Origin of the sequence: Alteromonas sp. AO-Serp (genome assembly GCF_017849675.1) — a bacterium.
Classification (GTDB): Bacteria; Pseudomonadota; Gammaproteobacteria; order Enterobacterales; family Alteromonadaceae; genus Alteromonas; species Alteromonas macleodii.
Genome location: NZ_JAFLMX010000195.1, coordinates 20,144 through 38,971, shown reverse-complemented (window position 1 = coordinate 38,971; position 18,828 = coordinate 20,144). Strand labels below are relative to the sequence as shown.

Here is an 18,828-nt window from a genome sequence, read left to right as displayed (position 1 = left end):
AACTGGTGCTGTAGAGCTTCCAGAAGGCGTAGAAATGGTAATGCCTGGTGACAACCTTAAATTCAAAGTTGAGCTAATTGCTCCGATCGCGATGGAAGAAGGTCTTCGTTTCGCAATCCGTGAAGGTGGTCGTACAGTAGGTGCTGGTGTTGTATCTAAGATCCTAGACTAATCTAGACTTAGCAACACAAGCCAAAAAAAGCGCACTTAGGTGCGCTTTTTTTATGCCTGCGATTTAGTTCGTGATTGTTGTGCCCTCTGAAACACGCCGTAAACCCATCCATGGGGGCTCCGACACCGCGTCCCTGCGGTGTAGGGTTTCAGAGGGCACAACAATCACTCCCTTCTCGAAGCATATCAAAACATTTGAGGGGAAGAAGAAGTAATACGCCGTGGACCCATCCGTGCTTTTGTATTAGCGGCTTCGCAGCGGCATCCATGCAGCTGAGAGTTCTAGATTGAATAAGCGCCACCCCTTTGGCATCTATAAAGCTTGGTGAGAGGGTAGTAACACGCCGCGAACCCATCCCCGCTTTTATGTAAGAGATCCTGAATCGCACCATGCGTTGTCGGAATTAAAAAGGCACTGCATTCACTCCCTTCTATCGGTATAAGATAAGCACGAAGCGAAGAAGTGGAAATTTAACGCCTTTGTTGTGATACTGTAACAATTAAAGGGTACTATGCTCTGTTTATCAGTTTTGCGAGATTTTCATGATAACACGACGCCAGTTTTTAGTAGGCTCTTTGGCATTTGGTGGCCTAGCGACCAGTGCTTTTGGTAAGAAAATAAATTTGGCGTCTATGCCTATTAGTGAAGGCTATGGTGCACTAGTCGCCGACCCTCAAAAGCTGCTCGATTTACCTAAAGGCTTTAGCTATAAGGTTATATCAAGCCTTGGAAATAGCATGTCTGATGGTATGCATGTACCTGACAGAGCGGACGGTATGGGTTGTTTGCCTGTAGAAGGCAGTAGCGACAAAGTGGCGCTTATACGTAACCACGAACTGCACCCCAAACATTTGAGTGCTCAGCCACAGTCTATTCAAAAGCATACTAGCGAGTTGGCCTACGACAACTATCATAGTGGGGTTGCTTTACCAGGCGGTACCACAACCATGGTGTATAACCTTACCACCAACATGGTAGAGCGAGAGTTTATCAGTCTTGTTGGAACGGTAAGAAACTGCTCGGGCGGCATTACGCCTTGGGGCACGTGGCTAACGTGTGAAGAGTCCGTAGACCGACCTCATGGCCCGAACGGCGATGTGGTAAGCAAAGATCACGGCTACATATTTGAAGTACCTGCAAATGCTGACTCACTCATTGAAGCTAAACCACTTAAAGCAATGGGGCGCTTTAACCATGAAGCGGCATGTGTTGACCCCAAAACAGGCATTGTTTACCTGACTGAAGATCAGGGTGACAGCTTGCTATATCGCTTTGTACCTAACGAGTACGCTAACTTGGCAGCTGGCGGCCAATTAGAAGCCCTGGTAGTAAAAAACAAACCTCAGTTTGATACACGTAACTGGAGTTCCACAACTATGCCATTGGCGACGTGGTTCGACGTTGAGTGGATAGCATTAGACAATCCAGAAAGCCCGAACGATGACCTACGCGCTAGAGGATATGAGAAAGGTGCTGCCTTATTCGCTCGCGGTGAAGGTATACATTGGGGTGAAAATGAGCTTTATTTTTGCTGTACTAATGGTGGCCAAAAGCAGCTCGGTCAGGTGATGAAACTTGTTCCTTCTGCAGATGGTAAACAGGACAAGCTTCAGCTATTTTTAGAAAGTGAAGACAAGAACTTATATAACTTCGGCGATAACCTAACCGTATGTCCAAACGGGCATCTATTGGTGTGCGAAGACCAATATACCGACATTGTTGATAATCATTTACGCGGTGTTACACCAAATGGAGAAGTGTATAACTTTGCAAAGCTCCATGCGCAAACTGAACTTGCCGGCGCGTGTTTCTCGCCCGACGGCAATACGCTTTTCGTGAATATTTACTCTCCAACGAAGACCTTAGCTATAACCGGGCCATGGCTTGAAGGTTAGAGATCAGAGGTTGGAGACCAGATATTACGGTTATCTAGTAAAATGGCGTCATTTATTCTTATTGCTTTGAAATGGCGCCGCTATCCCCAAAGTGTGAACTGCAAATTTCTATCAACCTTTCTTTCGTCACGTATCATTTACTAACCTTCATACCCTTTCTCGATTAGCGAGTAGCTTTACAATCTAATAAATTAATTATTTGAATCGTTTTAACCCGTTTTAATAGTTTTGTTCAATTAATGATAATGCGCTCAACTTAAGAAGGAGAGCCAAATGAGCGCACTATTAAAAAAGCTAGCAACGGCGAATAGCCACCGTGTTTCCTCCACAACTAATCAACCCATTCAAACGCAATGCAATTACGCTGATAACTATTATGGCGACCAAGTTTGCGTAGAAGTCAAAGCCCCTAAACCTCGTACCAACCTTCATGTGGGAGTACAGCTGTGAGAACCTCAATGAAATCAACGTTAACTAAGTTTGTCCTAGGCGGCGTAGCTGCCAGTATGCTTACCTTAGGCGTAAGCGCCGATACACTAACACGTCAAAATGGTGCCCCCGTAGGCGATAATCAAAACTCGCAAACAGCAGGCCCATGGGGACCGGTTTTACTACAAGATTCGCACCTTATTGAAAAGCTAGCGGCATTTGACCGCGAGCGTATTCCTGAGCGCGTTGTTCACGCACGTGGTACAGGCGTTTATGGATATTATGAAAACCTGGTCGACCTTTCAGATGAAACACTGGCTGCGCCGTTTCAATCAGCGGGTAAAAAGACCGACGTTTTTGTTCGTTTTTCATCGGTAGTACATGGTCATCTGTCACCTGAGACGCTGCGCGACCCGCGTGGCTTTGCAGTGAAGTTTTACACTGAACAAGGTAACTGGGATCTCGTCGGCAACAACTTCCCGGTTTTCTTTATTCGCGATGCAATCAAGTTCCCAGATATGGTGCATGCATTTAAACCATCGCCGGTAACGAACAAGCAAGAGCCTAAGCGCATTTTTGATTTCTTCTCGCACGTACCAGAGTCAACGCACACGTTAACTATGCTTTTCTCTGACTACGGCACACCGGCAAGCTATCTAAATATGGATGGTTCAGGTGTACATGCTTTCAAGTTTGTTGATGACGAAGGTAATTACAAGTACGTGAAGTTCACATGGAAGTCGAACCAGCCAATAAAGAACTTTACCAATGAAGAAGCCATGAAAGTGCAGGGAATGGATATGCAGCCGCATACTACCGACATCTACACGCGAATTGGTGAAAAAGGTGAAACAGCGTCTTGGGATCTTTATTTACAAGAGCTGGAGCCAGAGCAATTGGATGATTTTGAGTTTAACCCACTTGATACCACTAAGATTTGGCCTGAATCGCTTGTGCCGGCTAAAAAGATTGGTCGTCTAGTGCTTAATCGTGTACCAGATAACTTCTTTGAAGAAACTGAACAAGCGGCATTTGCACCAAGCAATTTAATTCCTGGTATTGAGCCGTCAGAAGATAGAATGCTTCAAGGTCGTTTGTTTTCGTATGCTGATACACAGCGCTATCGCCTAGGTGTAAACGCGTACCGCATTCCGGTTAATTCACCTAAAAATACGGTTATTAATAACCACGAACAGCATGGTCAGCTACGCACAACGAGTACTAATCGCGATGTGAACTACCAGCCAAGTCGACGTCTTGATCTTAACGAAGACCCAGCGTTCCGTTACTCAAGCAAACCGCTTGCTGGTATGACTCAACAAATTCCGTTCTACAAAGAGCAGAACTTTAAACAAGCAGGGGAGTTTTTCAGAAAGCTAACCAAAGAAGGCCAGCAAAACCTGATCAATAACTTAGGTGGAGCACTGGCATCGGTACCTGAAGAAGAAATTCGCGTCATTATCAGTGCTTATATGTACAACGCTGATAAGGACTACGGTGCAGGTGTAGCAAAATTAGCGAAAGCACCAATGTCTAAAGTTCGTCAAACGGCGAAAGACTTAATGGAACAGCAAGCTGCACGCGCTGCAAAAGCGAAGCAAGTTGCTGAAAGCCTAACCGCACTAATGCAATAAGCTAAGTAGCAAAAGGGTTGGGAGTTACATCACTGTGTTGAGTAACTCCCATTTTTCTCAAACCACTTTTCTATAACAATCTTTCTGTAACAGCTTTGCTGAAAACAGTTTAGTAGTAACCAAATTTAGATTTTTCAGTAAGGGGGCACAATGTCTTTTTTAAAGCAAACACTTACGGCAGCACTGTTCTTCGTTGCCACCTTCACCAGTTTTTATACTAGTGCCGCAACCGACGCAACCACTCAAGCTAGTACTCAACAAAGTGCAACTAGGCCTAATATGGAGACCTTGAAAGCACGCTATTTTGATGCTGCGCGGGAAGGTGATAGCGCCATGCTGAGTGCGTTTTATCAAGCCGGTCTAGATGTTAATGTGGCCGATGAAAAAGGCTACACCGCACTTATTCTTGCGGCGTACCATGGGCATACCGACACCGTGAACTTTCTTATCAGCGAAGCTAATGCCAACCCATGTCAAGAAGACAACCGCGGAAACACCGCACTTATGGGGGCCATATTCAAAGGTCACGTCAGTGTAGCTAAGCAACTGGTTTTTGCCGATTGCGATATAGATGAAGAAAACGAGCAAGGCCAAACGGCGTTGATGTTCGCAAGCCTTTTCGATAGACAAGAAATTATCAATACGCTTATCGATAAAGGGGCTAACCCAGCTCACATGGATAAAGCAGGTAATTCGGTAGCGGACATCGCTCTTTCGCAAGGTAATTACGAACTAGCAAAAGTACTACGCGAACAAAACGCTAATTAAACCACGTCATATTAGATAGCATTGAATACAACTAGGGGGAAATCCCTATTTGTATTCAATGCATTAAGTTCAATACTAAGCCCATAAGAATTTAGAAGTGGGTTTACTATGAAGTCATTAATTGCCGCTGTGTTCGTTCTGTTTTCTATGCCTTCTTTCGCTGGCGTAATTACCTATGATTTCACTCGATTAGTGTTAGGTGACGAAGCTGACCAAACCAGCTTAATTGGGCAAATCACCTTTGATGAAAACGAAACCCAGTTCAATATGAATACATGGCTATCGTTTTTCTTTCAGTTAAAGTTCGATAACGTCTCTTACAACATTCTAGAAGAAGACATCGCTGAATTTGCAGTAGTTGATTTAAATAATGGTGTGTTTGGTGATGAAAGCGGTGAAGGATTTGAGTTCTACATTGAAGATTCAAGCGTTCCCTACGAATTCACTATTAGCTCAGGTTTAGCCGGTCTAGGCGAAACAGACACCTGTGTTTTCTTTGACGGTGGCGACCGCTGTGCGGGTGGCTTGTTTCAAGTAGTTAAAACTGTTGAATCTAATAATGGCTCAACTCAAGTGAGTGAACCTGCTTCTTTTGCCACTGCGATGCTAATTCTGTTTGCGTTTACTTCAATGAGAAAGCGCAAACAGTAATCCTTTTTAAGTTATTGTGTTTCTGGTACCTCGTTCGTTCCCTCCAACATATCTATGTTTCTCGATAGTTGGTGTTTTTAGCCCTCCTTTTGTGAGGGCTTTTTTCTTTTTAAGTTTCTGCTTTTTCAACGCTTTTATAAATTACATCGAATAGGGGGAACTCCCCATAGTTTTGCTTCTTTGGTTGTTAAATACTCAAGGGGTACTCAAAGAGAGGTGTATTATGAAGTTCCTTAATAACAAAACAGTATTATCAGTAGCTATTGCTTGTGCCCTACCAGCGAGCATGGTGAATGCAAAAACTTTCGATAAAACATTGGCGGATGCGCTTGCGGCTTCGCCACTAGAACTACAACAAGTTATTGTTACATTTGAAGGTAAGGGACCTGCCACAACAGAACAAATTACAGCACTTGAATCGTTAGGTATCACTGGAGGTGTTAGCCTTCGTAACGTGCCTATTGTTGGTGTGTTAGCCAACAAACAGCAAGTTGAAGCGCTTTATCAACGCGATGACGTGGTGTCAGTGTGGAACAACGATCCACTAGAACTAGAAAACCATGAGTCTACCCAAATTACGGGTGTACAGGCACTACAGGCTGACCGTGACATTCGCATAAATGGCATGCCGGTATCAGGTAAAGGCATTGGTGTAGTAGTAAACGACTCGGGTGTTGACGGCACGCACGGTGATTTAGCATTCCCTGATCACGTAGTTCAAAACGTCCTAGCGCAAGTAAACTTAAACAGCTACAGCGGCATTTTACCGATTACATATCAAGAAAACGTATCTAACACCGATATTTTAGGCGGTCACGGAACGCATGTGGCAGGCACAGTAGGCGGTAATGGCGCCAAGAGCGGTGGCTTGCATGCAGGTGTAGCACCCGGTGCAGACATCATTGGTTATGGCTCGGGCGCAGGTCTATTTATTTTAGATACGATCGGTGGCTTCGACTACGCGTTAACACACCAGTTCGATTATAACATTCGTGTTATTTCTAACTCGTTCGGTAACACTGGCGATGTAGGTACAGAATTTAATCCAGATGATCCAACAAACGTTGTGACTAAAGCACTGGCAGACAACGGTATTATTACCGTGTTCTCGGCAGGTAACTCAGGCCCAGGCGAATCGACAATTACCGGTAACTTCAAAAAAGCACCTTGGGTAATTACAGTGGCTGCGGGCAACAAGCAAGGGGAGCTAGCTGACTTTAGTTCTCGCGGTGTCGATGGAAAAGGCGGACAAGCGGTTGTCGATGGTGAAGTGTTCACATGGGAAGACCGTCCTACCGTAACGGCGCCAGGAGTAGACGTTATTTCTGCTCGCGCATCACTGTCTAGCCTAGGCGGTTTGAGCGCAGCTGACGACGCGGAAATGATTGAACCGCAACACCTACCGTTTTATACCGTATCTAGCGGTACTTCAATGGCTGCGCCGCACGTGTCAGGTATTGTTGCATTAATGCTAGAAGCGAATCCAAACCTTCAGTGGGAAGATGTGAAGCGTATTCTTCAGGAAACCGCAACACCAATGGCTGGTATGGACGAGTGGGAAGTGGGCGCTGGTTATGTTAACGCTTATGCTGCGGTAACTGCAGTGCTTGACGGTGAAGAAGTATTTGGCGATACCGTGAAGAAAAATCGCGAATTTAACGCATTTGCTAATGTTGCTGAAGGCGATAGCTTTACGCTACCTACGACTTACCTACCCGTTGGTGAGTCACCTGTAGAAGAGTTTGAAGTAACGTCTGACGTATCTATGGTGGTGGCGAGCGCGTCAATTGAAACGGCAACAGCGTTCGTACTGGAAGATCCAGCGGGCAACCGTTATGGCTCTGGTATCGGCCTACCTGTTCTAGGTTCTTCTGTTGGCACAGCTGCGCCGGGTATGCCGGGTACATGGAAACTATATAGCCGCGGTATTGGCAGCATTAGTGGTGTGTCAGTTGACCCACTAGGTGTTACAAACGGTGTGGGTATCCCTGGCACTAACGATGTGAATATTCGCTTGTTAGTCACATCAGGCTATACCGGTATTGATGATGCAGTAGGTCACCCAGCTAAACCATTCATTGAATACGTAGTAGCAAATGAGCTAATGGATGCAAAAGAAAGTGGGTTTGCGCCAGACGCACCACTAACTCGAGTAGAGCTTGCTGATACGCTAGCGCTTAGTGCGAACCTTCGTCAAACCAACGACGGTAACACAGTTAACTACACCGATGTGAGTGCAGAAAATGCTGCAGCGGTAAACTCTGCCACAGCGACAGGTGCGGTGTTGGGAGATTTAGAGATGAATACGCAGCCCGTAATGCAAGCTGATGGTGACTTCTTTGGTAGCAACATGCAGGTGAGCAAAGAAGAAATGGCGTACTCAATGGTTCAAGCGTTGGGTCTTGAAGATGCAGCGCAAAGCTTTGACTCTCAGAAGGTTATCGCAATTGTTCTTGGTGAAGCGGTGGAAGTTGAAGACACCGATGCGATTGCTCCTGAGTATCGCGGCTATGTTCAACAAGCACTGGCTGCAGGGCTAATGCAGGTAGAAGTAAAAGTAGAGCAAGGCCCATTTGACCTACAGCCTACGCTTAAAGCCTTCTTTAATCCACAAAATGGGGTATCAAGAGGCGAAGCCGCGTTTATCCTAACGCAATACACAGAACTTTAGTCCTTTGAGGCGAGGGCCGGTTGTAACATTCAAAACCGGCCCTCGCACACTTTTTAGAGAGGGGTGGCTGAAGTAAGGCCCCTCTTTTTTGTTTAGGGCTTTAATTACCGCAACCAGCATTCGCTGAATATGGAATATGGAATTTGGGAGGAGGGGGAATGGAAAAGAGCTCCACACTGAGAATAAATCCCAACTACTCTAGCAAGCCTGCTTTTCCTGCCATTCTGATAAGCTCTGCCGAACTGCTTAAATTAAGCTTCTTATAAATATTACTGCGGTGATTTTCTGCAGTTTTAAGGCTCATATCTAATAGCTCAGCAATCTTCTTACTGGTGTTGCCTGCAGCAACTAAGAAAAAAACTTCTCGCTCTCTTCTAGTTAATACGCTTAGCGGCGATACGTGCTTTTGGCATTGATCGCTAGATGACTGGGTTAGTTCATCGGGAAAACAGGTTTTGTTTGCGGCCACTTTCTTGATGGCTTCAACCAAGCTTTCACCGGAAGATTCCTTTAATATGTAGCCTTTAGCGCCTGCGTCGCGCATGGCTTCAATGTATTCCACTTCGTTGTGCATAGAAAGCACAAGAATTTTCGCGTCACTGCGCTGAGATAGAATTTTATCAATAGCGACCAGACCACTCATACGTGGCATCGAAATGTCCATTAAAATAACATCTGGCGAGAGCTTTAACACAGCAGCGATTAGCGCGACACCATCGTCGCATTCTCCCACTACGCTGATATCTGGGTTGGCATTTAGCATCTGAGACACGCCTTGACGCATAAGCACATGGTCATCGGCAAGCACTACACGAATTGTCATACGGGTACCGTTACTGTTGTTCTGGTGCCTTGCCCTACTGCAGAGTCTATTTCCAGTGTCGCATTGAACGCTTCTGCTCTGTCGCGAATACTAGAAAGGCCAATGCCGGGCTCTATGGCTTTACTGTCAAACCCTACACCATTATCAAGAATATCCAAACGAATAACGTGATGATGGTAAGAAATTGATAAAGTAAGGTTGGTGGCCTTACTGTGCTTTATAGCATTAACCAGCGTTTCTTGCGCAATTCTAAATAATAATGTGCTTATATCTTTGGGCAGATCAGACGGTACGGCAATCTCGGTGTGATATTCAATATCTTCACCACTAAGCAAATTTCTACAAAGCCAGTTAAGTGCTGGTTTAAGACCTAAGTCATCAAGGATTGTTGGGCTCATTAGCCGCGATAATTGTCTGACATCATTTAACGCCATTTCAGCGATGCCGTGTAGTGCCTCAAGTTCCGGCGATGAGGTTGATAATGCTTGCAGTCTTCGTGTCAGTCCTGTGAGAAGCTGACCAATCCCATCATGTAATTCCCGAGAAAGCTTCGCTTTTTCTGATTCTTGTTGAGCCCACAATCGTTTTGCGAGCTGTTGCAAAACCTCTTGGTCGGCATCTAATCGAGCCTGAAGTGTCGCCTGTAGCGCTTTAATGTTCTCTATCTCGGTGGCCAAGTCAGTCAAAATAGGCGTTCCTGTAGTCTCCAACCTGTTGCTCAGGTAATTGAGATAGCCATTTGGATGTTAAGTCATCCACCGTGCCTTCTTTACCTGGTATGGCGCGATAGTAAAGGTGGTTACGCCAGTAGGTAGGATATAACGCTAATTTTTGCTTTAACTTTTCGATGGACTCTTCATCACCTAGTGACGCCTTTACGTATAGCCACTGCAGGTAAGGCTGGTAGTAGGTTGGTTTAATGAGCGAGCCAAGCTTCTCCATGGCGCTGCTATTTTCATTCAAAGAAAGTCGCTGCTGTATGTCGAGCAGAATTTTAATTTCAGTGATTACCGGTACGTTGGTGTTATCGACAAGTGTAGTGTAGATCTCGTCACGTTCGTTATTTAGTGTGCCTTTATGATGCTTCAATCCCAATGTTAACCATTGATAAACGGCAAATTGCTCGTGGCGCTCTTCGCTAATGGTAGGCGTCACGGTTTCAAGACTGTTTTCTAGGCATAACCAGTTTGCGGTAAGTAAACACATCTCTCCCTGCCATAGTAATACCTCGGTTTGGGCTCTGACATCTTCAGAAGCCTGAGCTAAGCGCCTTGCGTCAGTTGCGTGCTGCGTGGCTTCAGTCAAATTTCCGTTTGCAAAGTTTAAGTAGCTGAATAGCAGGTGGTTATAAAGCTTTTCTTGATTGTGCTGTGTACCGAGTCGTTGCTCGACAGTGGTTAAATAATTGGTGGCGGTATTCTTGTCCCCTTTTACCAAACTCAATTGTGCAAGATTTTGATGGGTTCGAAGTAAGTGAGACTCGTCCCCATTTCTTTCAAATAGCATTTTCGCCTGCTGCCAGTAAATCTCAGCTAGAGAGATATCTCCAATTAGAAAATGCATATAGGCCACATTGCTCATACTTTGCGGCTGAAGTACCTTGTCATCGGTTTGCACACGAATATCAAGACCGCGTTTGTAGTACTCTAACGCTCTTGCGAACTGGCCTCGCTCTTCAAACATAAAACCTAGTGTATCGTTTACATGGGCTTCTTGTGCCAAGTCACCTAAATCGTGGAGTAGTTTTACCGCTTCTTCTAATGACGCCTCTGCAGTGGCATAGTCGCCCGTAAGAGATGTGGCAATGGCGAGGTTGGCTAAGGTTTTAGCCCGCTGAGAGGGCTGCGTTTTTGCATCACGCAATGCCAGTGCGTCTTTAAAATACTGCGCTGCAGCCACATTGTCAGCTGTACGTAGGTAAGCAATACCAAAAGCGTTAAGTACTAAACTCTCGCCTCGGGGATTTTTTGCTTGACGAAACGCTACGAGTGCTCGAGTTAATGAGTCGCTGGTGGCAGTTTCAATGTCCCCATTAATAATTTGCAGACGAGCAAGTTCAAACCAAAGTTGTCCATTATTGGGGCGAAGGGCTAAAGCAGCTTTATAGTCGGACATTGCTTTGGCATCTTCGCCAGCCCACTGATATATGTCTGCACGCATCGACAGCAAGTCTGGTCTGTCAGGGAACTGAGAAACAAGCGCATCTATTGATTGTTGAGCAAGAGACAGATCTTCGTTTAGCTCTGCTCTTAATAGCTCGCCCTGTAAACGCCAATACACTGCCAAGTCAGAGAGTTGGAATAAGGTTTCTATAGCTTGCCTGGCACCGTCATAGTCGCCCGTATTTAAATCGTTTCGAGCCTTTGCCACCCATCCACCCGGATAGTCCGGTGTGGTTGCTATAATCGCCTCAACGGTGTCTGCGCTATTTAACGCTTCTCCTTTTTGCCAAGCGGTATCCAAGACATCAAGGTAGCGTAAGTCAGGAAGTGGTTGGGGCGATTGCGTTTCGATGGCGTCAAATAACGATTGAATGAGCTTGTTAGCAAATACACTTAAATCATCGGACAGGGTGTTTGCATTTACATTATGCGACACGGTAAAAATAGGTTTGTTAGCGGGCATACTAAGTACGCTGGCGTGAAGTAAGTAACTATCGCTACTGGTAGGCGTAGCATCAAGTAATAATACGCTGTTTACCGACGTGGAAGCCGCTAAGTCTACTCTGTCATTGTCGTTATTAAATGGGGATAACGCTAAGTTTGACATCAATGTTTGGGTTTGCGTTTTATCATCTAAAACAATGTGAGGATGAGTAGACAGGGGATAGCGCAGTAACGTGTTTATCGTATCTAAAAGTGGATATTGAGGGTCATTGAGTACGAGTAGCTGAATAGGAGTATCAGAGGGCAGTCTGGGTTGCGTTTTTTGATACCAAGAGTAAGAAAAAATGCTGGCGCTAATCACAAGTACCAATATGGCAATGGCGGAAAAAGTGACAAGGGTTTTGTAAGTTACATTAGCACTGCCGTTATCGCCTGATGAGCTAATGTTAAGCGCTTGCTCCAAAGAGAGTCTCTTCACTGGCAAATGGTGTGTTAATTGATCAATACAAGCTTTGCGTTTTTTCGTCCACAGGTATTGAGAAAAGCCCAGTCCTTCCTTTTGTACACAGCCCAGCATATCTTCTAACACTCTTCCTAAGCTGTAGGTGTCAGAGTGTTCGCTCGCTTTTCCAGTCTGGATGACTTCAGGAGCGGTATAGTGTTGGTGTCCGCTCGTTTGAGCGCCAGATGCAGCGCTCTGCCCAATTCCAAAGTCGATCAGTTTAATGTCTTCATTGTGATCAAGAAGAATATTGTCTGGCTTTATATCGCCATGTTTAATGCCTATCGATTTACAGGCCAACAGTGCCTCAACGAGCTGTTGCTGCCACTTGTCGAAATCGGCTTTGCTGATAGGTTGTTGAATGCGTGTATACAGAGGCTCGCCTTCAATAAACGCCATTGTAAAAAAGGCGGTATCTCCATCAGAGAAAACGTCATGAACACGGATGATATTAGGATGCTGTAGTTGCCTAGCAATGTTGACTTCATTGCGGATGGTTTGCATTTTAACCGGGTCGCTGGCGCCACCCTCAATGACCTTAAGTGCAACTTTCACATCAAGTAATTCATCGATGGCGCTGAAAACGGTGGCCTGAGCACCTGAGCCAAGTTGTTCAACAATTTGAAACCGGTTAGCTAGACGGGAATTTGGCGCAATAGAAGTCCCTAAAGCAAGCGCCTCAGTTTTAAGAGAATTGTTTTGCGACGAGAATACATCGGGCCTGTTCAAAGCCTTCTCCACACTTCACTAACCACTACAGCGACGCAATCGAATAGACGAATTGCGTCACTAAATTGTTATTTTTATTTTAGCTTATAAGTGAAAGTTTATGCTCAATTGTGTGGAATAACAAACGCATCGAAATCATATTCGCTAAAGAGGTGGCAAAATCTATGTCCGTTTGGGTAAAGTAACGGCGTCCCAGCGTCGAGTCTGCGTACAATACGCCAACGGGCTTTTCATCAATACAAACAGGTACACAGATGGCAGCCTGAATGCCGTGACTGATTATACTATGCTGCTTGTTTAACGATTTGTCGCAAACAATATTGCCAATGGCACGAACAGCGTTAGCTTGCATGCACTGGTTGATGATAGTACGGCTACCGGTAAAGTCCTCACCTTGCATCCAGCTTTCATAGCCTATCCCGAGTTGATAGTTATTTATCTTATCAAACAAAATGAGTGATGCCCGTTCACACCCTAATGATTGGGTTAAACATTCTCTGGCAAGGTTAATAAGAGCAGTACTGCTATTACACTGTTGAAGCTGCGTTTGGTACTGCTTTAGTTGTTGCTTTCTCCACTCTCGTTGGCTGTCAAGTTTGACCACATTATTGAGCGCAAGGGGAGTAAATTCACAGGGTACTGGACCAAGCTGTAATACATGGGGTTTGTCTAGCGTCAGGTGCTTTATTTGAATTCCCGCACTGAAGCACCCTGTAGAGCTCATGTCATTTAGCTGCCAAACGTGATCGTTGTCAGCTTGTTTGTTTGCTCGTAATACAATATGAGAGCGAGAAACTTGGGGGTGGGGTATAACGATGTCCGCGCTTTCAGAGCGGCCGACCTGATACTCTCGACCTTCAAAAAGCAAGTGCTCACTTACGCTTCCGTTATTTTCTGTAAAGGCTATTTGTAACGGCATGGCATATTCCTCGTCGCGTCACTGGTGCCATCTCCTCCCATCTGTTTGTATAAAATTACACAAATAAGAGAGTTTCTTGCTTATCAGTGACGCCAAACGCTGGTTTAATTGCGTCGATTTCAACGCAATTAAACGTTTCAGTCTCCAGCTTGATTTACAATGTTCTTAAGCTAAAGCGTAATGTTTGTAGCTGAGTAAGTAGTAAACCTTTCACGTTCACAACGTCACCACTTGAGCGCCATACATCTGCAATTTCATTGCCAGACGCATTATCAATAAGCGATATAAGGCTATCTACAGCAGCCAGTGCCGCATCGTCATCGTTTACCGCCAATGCCGATTGGACATCGTTTATTCCGCTGTCTATGGCTGCCTCTAATAGCGCAGCAATTTTATTGCGATTGCCATTTACGATCGTGCTTAAAGAAGCAACTTTGTCATTGATAACAGAACCTGATGGGCGATTATCTAATAAGATAATAAAATCTGAAAATTGTCCTGTGCTGCCGCGTGCACGAAAACTGCCTGATGACGTTAACGTTGTTATGTCTTCAAACTCGCCACCGTCGTGAGACGTAAACAAGCGCCATGGAATGGTTGGCGTGTAGTGAATAGCTTTAGTGTAAAGCTCAACCATCGCTAAACCTTCAAACCCAAAACCGGCGTCAGCTTTCGGAGAGATTGATACAAGAACCGGAAAACCCGAAACAGCGCTTGTTAATGCTGAGGGCAGGCGGTCTGTAATGGTCAAATCTGTGGGATCAAGCAGCTCAGCGGTAATGTCAATGTTGTTAGCATTAAGGCCAATACTGTTTTCGAACTCTACAGTTAAATCTACTTCAATTAAGCTGCTTAGCGTCAGTTTGGCCTGAATCTTATTGTCGTCGACAGTGAGAGTTGCAGGCGTGACTACCTGTGCTTGTGCAGTGGAAAACAAAAGTAGAGCTGTGGTGGCAACAACGGTGGTAAGTTGTCTGAATTTCATCGCAGTAAACATCATAGGATGACCTCTTTCAGTATTGGTTAAAATTTAACCTAAAATGGTGCCATTATCAATTAATATAATGGCACCGTTTTCAGTGGTTTGCGATTTTATTCGAAATACTGAGCAAAGAAGCGCGAAGCCAATACAGCGTAATGCGCTCTGGTTATAACCGTATCTGGCGCGAAGCTCGCAGTGATAGTAGGCGTGATGCTGAATGGACTTTGCTCTACACCAAACTCTGCGTTAATCAACGACAAGGTAAGTGCTAACTGAACGTAGCCTTTCATATCAGCCGGAATACTGTCTTGATCTTCTAGCACAATTTGCTCACCGTTATAGTCAACAACGATGTCGGCGTTAGGGTCAAAACTAAGTGCTGCTTCTTCCAAGCCAAGCATCTGTACCAGTGAGTAAGCGATATCTAGCTTAGTAACACTAGCGAACGGGTCAGCACTACCATTTTCGCTGCGAAGTACAGGAGACTGTGTACGAAGCTTATCTTTAAGTGCGCCACCTTTAACCATTACTGATTCAACGAACGCTTTGTCAAAACCAGGTACTGAACCAATATTAGGACGTTCTTCATTCAAAAGGTCACGGTACTGTCTAACGGCTCCACCCATTACCGCATAGCGCGCAAAGTCCTTGCGTTTAAGACGAGCATCAGGTGAGAAGCCTCGACTATTGATGGCGTCCATTAAGCGCTCACTTACCGCGAACTCTATGGCGTTTTGTTGAGGGTGACCTTCTACGTCGTCCATACCTTCAAAGCCGCCGCTATTTTCGAACGACACGGTGACGTTAAATGTTTCAGGTAAACCTGGGCCGTTAGTTAAACCTAATGGGTCAGCTTCTACACCAGAGAGTGATGTTAAACCATAAACATATACGCCCCACGTACCAGGCATGGCTGGTGCAGCAACACGCATGGTGGTAGAAAGTACTGGCGTAGTTAAGTTACCGCGATATTCAGTGCCGTCAGGGGCTACAAGAACAAGCTTGGTTAAGTTTGCAAAACTATCGGCAGACGCTTTGACAAGTACCTCTTTCGAACCTACTTCAAAAGGAATAACTTCAGGCTCTCCTACCGGTGAATAAAAAACATCGAAGTTTTCTACTCGATCGCTGGTGGTTACAAGTGCATTTGCCTTAAAGCTTTTACCATCTAAGTTATTAACCGTAACTTTATGGCCCATATCTTCAAGTAGGGCAGCAGCAACTGCTGAACGTGCATTAACGTAACCCGCTCCGACTTCCCAGCGCTCATAACCAGGCATGTTAGTGGCTGTCTCTTGCAGCAAGCGCTTAATGGTCGCGTTATCAAGATTCGGGTTCGCTTCCAGCATCAATGAGATAATGCCTGAAACATGCGGTGTCGCCATAGATGTGCCAGAAATCATGGTGTAGAAAGGAAGGTTCTGAGGTTCAATTGCATCTATGTCTGCGTCTCCACCATTCGCGGCGGCGTTCAGTACGGCGCGAGTAGAGATAATGTCCACACCTGGAGCGACAACAGAGACTTCGTTGTTATATGTCCATTGCGTGCCGTCAGGCATAGTAAAGTCGCCAGTCTCGCCTTTTAATCCGCGAGATGAAAAGCCAGCGAGTTTTCCGAACTTGTCACCCGCACCTACAGAGATACCCCAAGGAATTTGTGCATATGGGTTATGCGAGTCTTCACCAGGGCCATCGTTACCTGCTGCGAATACACTAATCATTCCCATGTTATGTGCTTTGTAACTTGCCAACGAAACAGGGCCGAGTGGTTCGTACTTGCCGCTAGAACCCCACGAGTTGCTGATAACTTTGATAGGGTTGTCGAAGGTGTATTGCTTGCTAATTGCGTAGTCGAAGCCGCCGATAGTATCTAAAAGCAGCACTGCTGCGCCTGAACCATAGCCAATGATGTCAGCATCTGGGGCTGCTCCACGGTGCTTGCCATCAGACATTACACCGCTACCCGCGATAGTACCGGCAACGTGTGTGCCGTGTCCTGAGTTTAGGTCGGTATTCACTTGGTTTGATAGTGTTGGACCCGTTACGCCAACGATAGAAAGCGCACCCGGATTCAATATTGCTTGCACGTTATCAACCACAGTATCGCCAAAGAAGTGGTCTTGGTGAGAAGCGTCAATACCCGAATCAATCACTAAAATAGTTGAGCCTTTACCAGTGAACTCAACGTTGTTTCTTGAAGCAAATCCTTCGCCCTGCAAATCAGCAACGCCTGTGATCTCACGTGCATCAGCGTTGTATAGCTTCATTTCGCGGTTCGCAAAAACTGATCGTACACCGTCGAATTGAGCAATAGCCTCAATTTGCGCCTTCGTTGCCACCACACCAATGATTGGAAGGTTCTTAAATTGCACGCCTTCTGTAATACCCAAGTTTAATAATTGCGTAATTTGTGACTCGGCAAGTGGTGACATTTGATCGTACGTAACAACAGCCATCAGCGATTCAGCAGGGGAGAGCGACACAAGTTTCTCAGCCATTTGTGAGCCAATGTAGGCATCGGCAAGTGTGTGGGCTGACGGGCTTGCTAGCATAGCTGCAGCTAACGTAGATAGGGCGAACTTCTTCATATTCTTCTCCAAATTCTTGAGGCTGCGCTTTTTCTTAGATGCTTAAGACAATCATTTGACTTGTTGTGTCGTTAGCATTACCGAACGCGTTTATGTTGCTGAAGCGCATGGCATTCGTGCCATGTACTTAATTAAAACGCGGCGTTTTTTGATTAACGTCATCGCAGCAAAGTACGCACTAATAGTGGCCGTTTGAATTTTGTTCGAACATAGGGGTTTCACCCTAAATGTGTGACTTTTTTTGATGTAATAATGTGCAAAATTGCTACAAAGGTTTAATAAAAAATGTCACGTTAAGCACCTATAGTAATGGCGTATGTTGGCGAAATTTAAACATTTATTAGTTTTTGTTTATGTCTTGTTCGCTCTGTTTTCTCCCAAGAGGAGTTTGTCATGAAGTTTGATTCAATTAAGTCTCGATTGGTTTTAATGACCCTTATCTGTGTGATTGGAATGGCTATGCTGGTGATAAGTCAGCATTATTTCACTCAGCGTTTAATTGGCTTAAATCAGCAGCGAGATGCGCTACTGAGAATGGGGCAAGATTTGCTTCAGATGAGACGACACGAAAAGGATTTCTTACTTCGCCACGGCACCGATTACTTTGACAAGTTTCTTCAGCAGTCCTATTTGTTCAAGGGGCGACTTACTACCCTTGTCCCCATGTTCAATGAATACCGTCTTCCTGTGGCCGATGTCGAAAGCCTGTCTGCCTCAATGGAGGCCTACAGTGGGGTATTCCAACAGGTTGTCTCTCTTCAAGAGCGAATTGGGCTCACGCAAAATGACGGGCTGAGAGGGCGTATTTCCGAGCTAGAAAAGGTACTCAACGAAGGGGCACTTTCTCAAGACCCATTATCAAGAGAGTTGTTAACCAATATTCAACTCGCCACGCGAAATTATCAAATAACCCAAGAAGGGTATTATGCGAAGTTGATGAACGAAATGACTGAGCGTTTAGTTGCTGATTACCGCAATAGTTCGGCGCTTGATGAGTCATTGATACAATATAGAGAAGCGCTGTTGCAATTAGTTGATGCGTTCACAACGTTTGGTGTAACTCACAATGAAGGCCTTCGCGGAGAGTTCAGACAAAGCGCACATAATGTGGAGACACAGCTAAAGGGTGTCGATACCGCCTTGAAACCTATGATTGAACAACAAGAAGGCCAAGTGCGTATTTACAGTCTAAGTATTGCTGCGCTCACGTCTATCGTGTTAATTCTGGTATTGATCAAGAGTTTTGCGACATTTCACCGCGCTTTTGTTAACTTTCTTACTTTCTTTTATCGCTGTAAGCGTCAGTATCAAATGATTGATACGAGAAAGTTAGGGTTTGCAGAGTTAAAATCACTCGCAGAATTGGCGAATGAAATGGTCGAGTCCAAAAGAGATATTGAGGCGCGGCTAGCAAGTGTAGAAGCCGAGTTGGCCACTAAGAAAGCCTCATAACCACAGA

General features: G+C 45.2%; 14 protein-coding genes. 8 read left to right on the top strand and 6 right to left on the bottom strand.

Annotation, left to right across the window (positions count from 1 at the left end):
* From QVA83_RS13360 to QVA83_RS13330, 7 genes are all read left to right on the top strand, one after another.
* Positions 1–172, top strand: a 172-nt coding sequence (locus QVA83_RS13360; RefSeq protein WP_502711464.1) for an EF-Tu C-terminal domain-related protein, incomplete at its 5' end; no start/stop codon positions are given.
* A gap of 542 nt (positions 173–714) precedes the next feature.
* Positions 715–2,067: an alkaline phosphatase PhoX gene (locus QVA83_RS13355; protein WP_156078870.1), complete on the top strand. Its 1,353-nt coding sequence runs from the start codon at positions 715–717 to the stop codon at positions 2,065–2,067.
* A gap of 273 nt (positions 2,068–2,340) precedes the next feature.
* Positions 2,341–2,517, top strand: coding sequence for a hypothetical protein (locus QVA83_RS13350; RefSeq protein WP_156078869.1), 177 nt, complete (start codon positions 2,341–2,343; stop codon positions 2,515–2,517).
* Complete coding sequence (locus QVA83_RS13345; RefSeq protein WP_404978271.1) at positions 2,514–4,130, top strand: catalase; 1,617 nt, start codon at positions 2,514–2,516, stop codon at positions 4,128–4,130. The genes QVA83_RS13350 and QVA83_RS13345 overlap by 4 nt, the downstream gene beginning before the upstream one ends.
* Before the next feature lie 150 nt (positions 4,131–4,280).
* On the top strand, positions 4,281–4,898 hold the full coding sequence (locus tag QVA83_RS13340; RefSeq protein WP_069945008.1) for an ankyrin repeat domain-containing protein: 618 nt from the start codon (positions 4,281–4,283) through the stop codon (positions 4,896–4,898).
* A 108-nt stretch (positions 4,899–5,006) separates the two neighbouring features.
* Entirely contained in the window at positions 5,007–5,549 is a 543-nt protein-coding gene (locus tag QVA83_RS13335) for a hypothetical protein (protein WP_014977495.1), read from the top strand.
* 223 nt (positions 5,550–5,772) lie between these two features.
* On the top strand, positions 5,773–8,220 hold the full coding sequence (locus tag QVA83_RS13330) for a S8 family serine peptidase (RefSeq protein ID WP_014977494.1): 2,448 nt from the start codon (positions 5,773–5,775) through the stop codon (positions 8,218–8,220).
* Between the two features lie 193 nt (positions 8,221–8,413).
* Here QVA83_RS13330 and QVA83_RS13325 read toward each other — a convergent pair whose 3' ends face one another.
* The 6 genes from QVA83_RS13325 to QVA83_RS13300 form a co-directional block, all read right to left on the bottom strand.
* Positions 8,414–9,043: a response regulator gene (locus QVA83_RS13325; RefSeq protein WP_014977493.1), complete on the bottom strand. Its 630-nt coding sequence runs from the start codon at positions 9,041–9,043 to the stop codon at positions 8,414–8,416.
* On the bottom strand, positions 9,040–9,729 hold the full coding sequence (locus QVA83_RS13320; protein ID WP_014977492.1) for a sensor histidine kinase: 690 nt from the start codon (positions 9,727–9,729) through the stop codon (positions 9,040–9,042). Before QVA83_RS13320 ends, QVA83_RS13325 begins: the two co-directional genes overlap by 4 nt.
* Positions 9,722–12,880, bottom strand: coding sequence for a protein kinase domain-containing protein (locus tag QVA83_RS13315; protein WP_156078868.1), 3,159 nt, complete (start codon positions 12,878–12,880; stop codon positions 9,722–9,724). The genes QVA83_RS13320 and QVA83_RS13315 overlap by 8 nt, the downstream gene beginning before the upstream one ends.
* 79 nt (positions 12,881–12,959) lie before the next feature.
* Positions 12,960–13,799, bottom strand: coding sequence for a GAF domain-containing protein (locus QVA83_RS13310; protein WP_014950832.1), 840 nt, complete (start codon positions 13,797–13,799; stop codon positions 12,960–12,962).
* A 154-nt stretch (positions 13,800–13,953) separates the two neighbouring features.
* The gene (locus QVA83_RS13305; RefSeq protein WP_014977490.1) at positions 13,954–14,799 is read right to left on the bottom strand and encodes a DUF6689 family protein; all 846 of its coding nucleotides are present in this window, start codon (positions 14,797–14,799) and stop codon (positions 13,954–13,956) included.
* Positions 14,800–14,891: 92 nt separating this feature from the next.
* Complete coding sequence (locus tag QVA83_RS13300) at positions 14,892–17,369, bottom strand: S8 family peptidase (protein ID WP_014977489.1); 2,478 nt, start codon at positions 17,367–17,369, stop codon at positions 14,892–14,894.
* 393 nt (positions 17,370–17,762) lie between these two features.
* On the opposite strand from QVA83_RS13300, the gene QVA83_RS13295 reads away from it, so the two are divergent.
* On the top strand, positions 17,763–18,821 hold the full coding sequence (locus QVA83_RS13295) for a hypothetical protein (protein ID WP_014977488.1): 1,059 nt from the start codon (positions 17,763–17,765) through the stop codon (positions 18,819–18,821).
* The last annotated feature ends 7 nt before the right edge of the window (positions 18,822–18,828 follow it).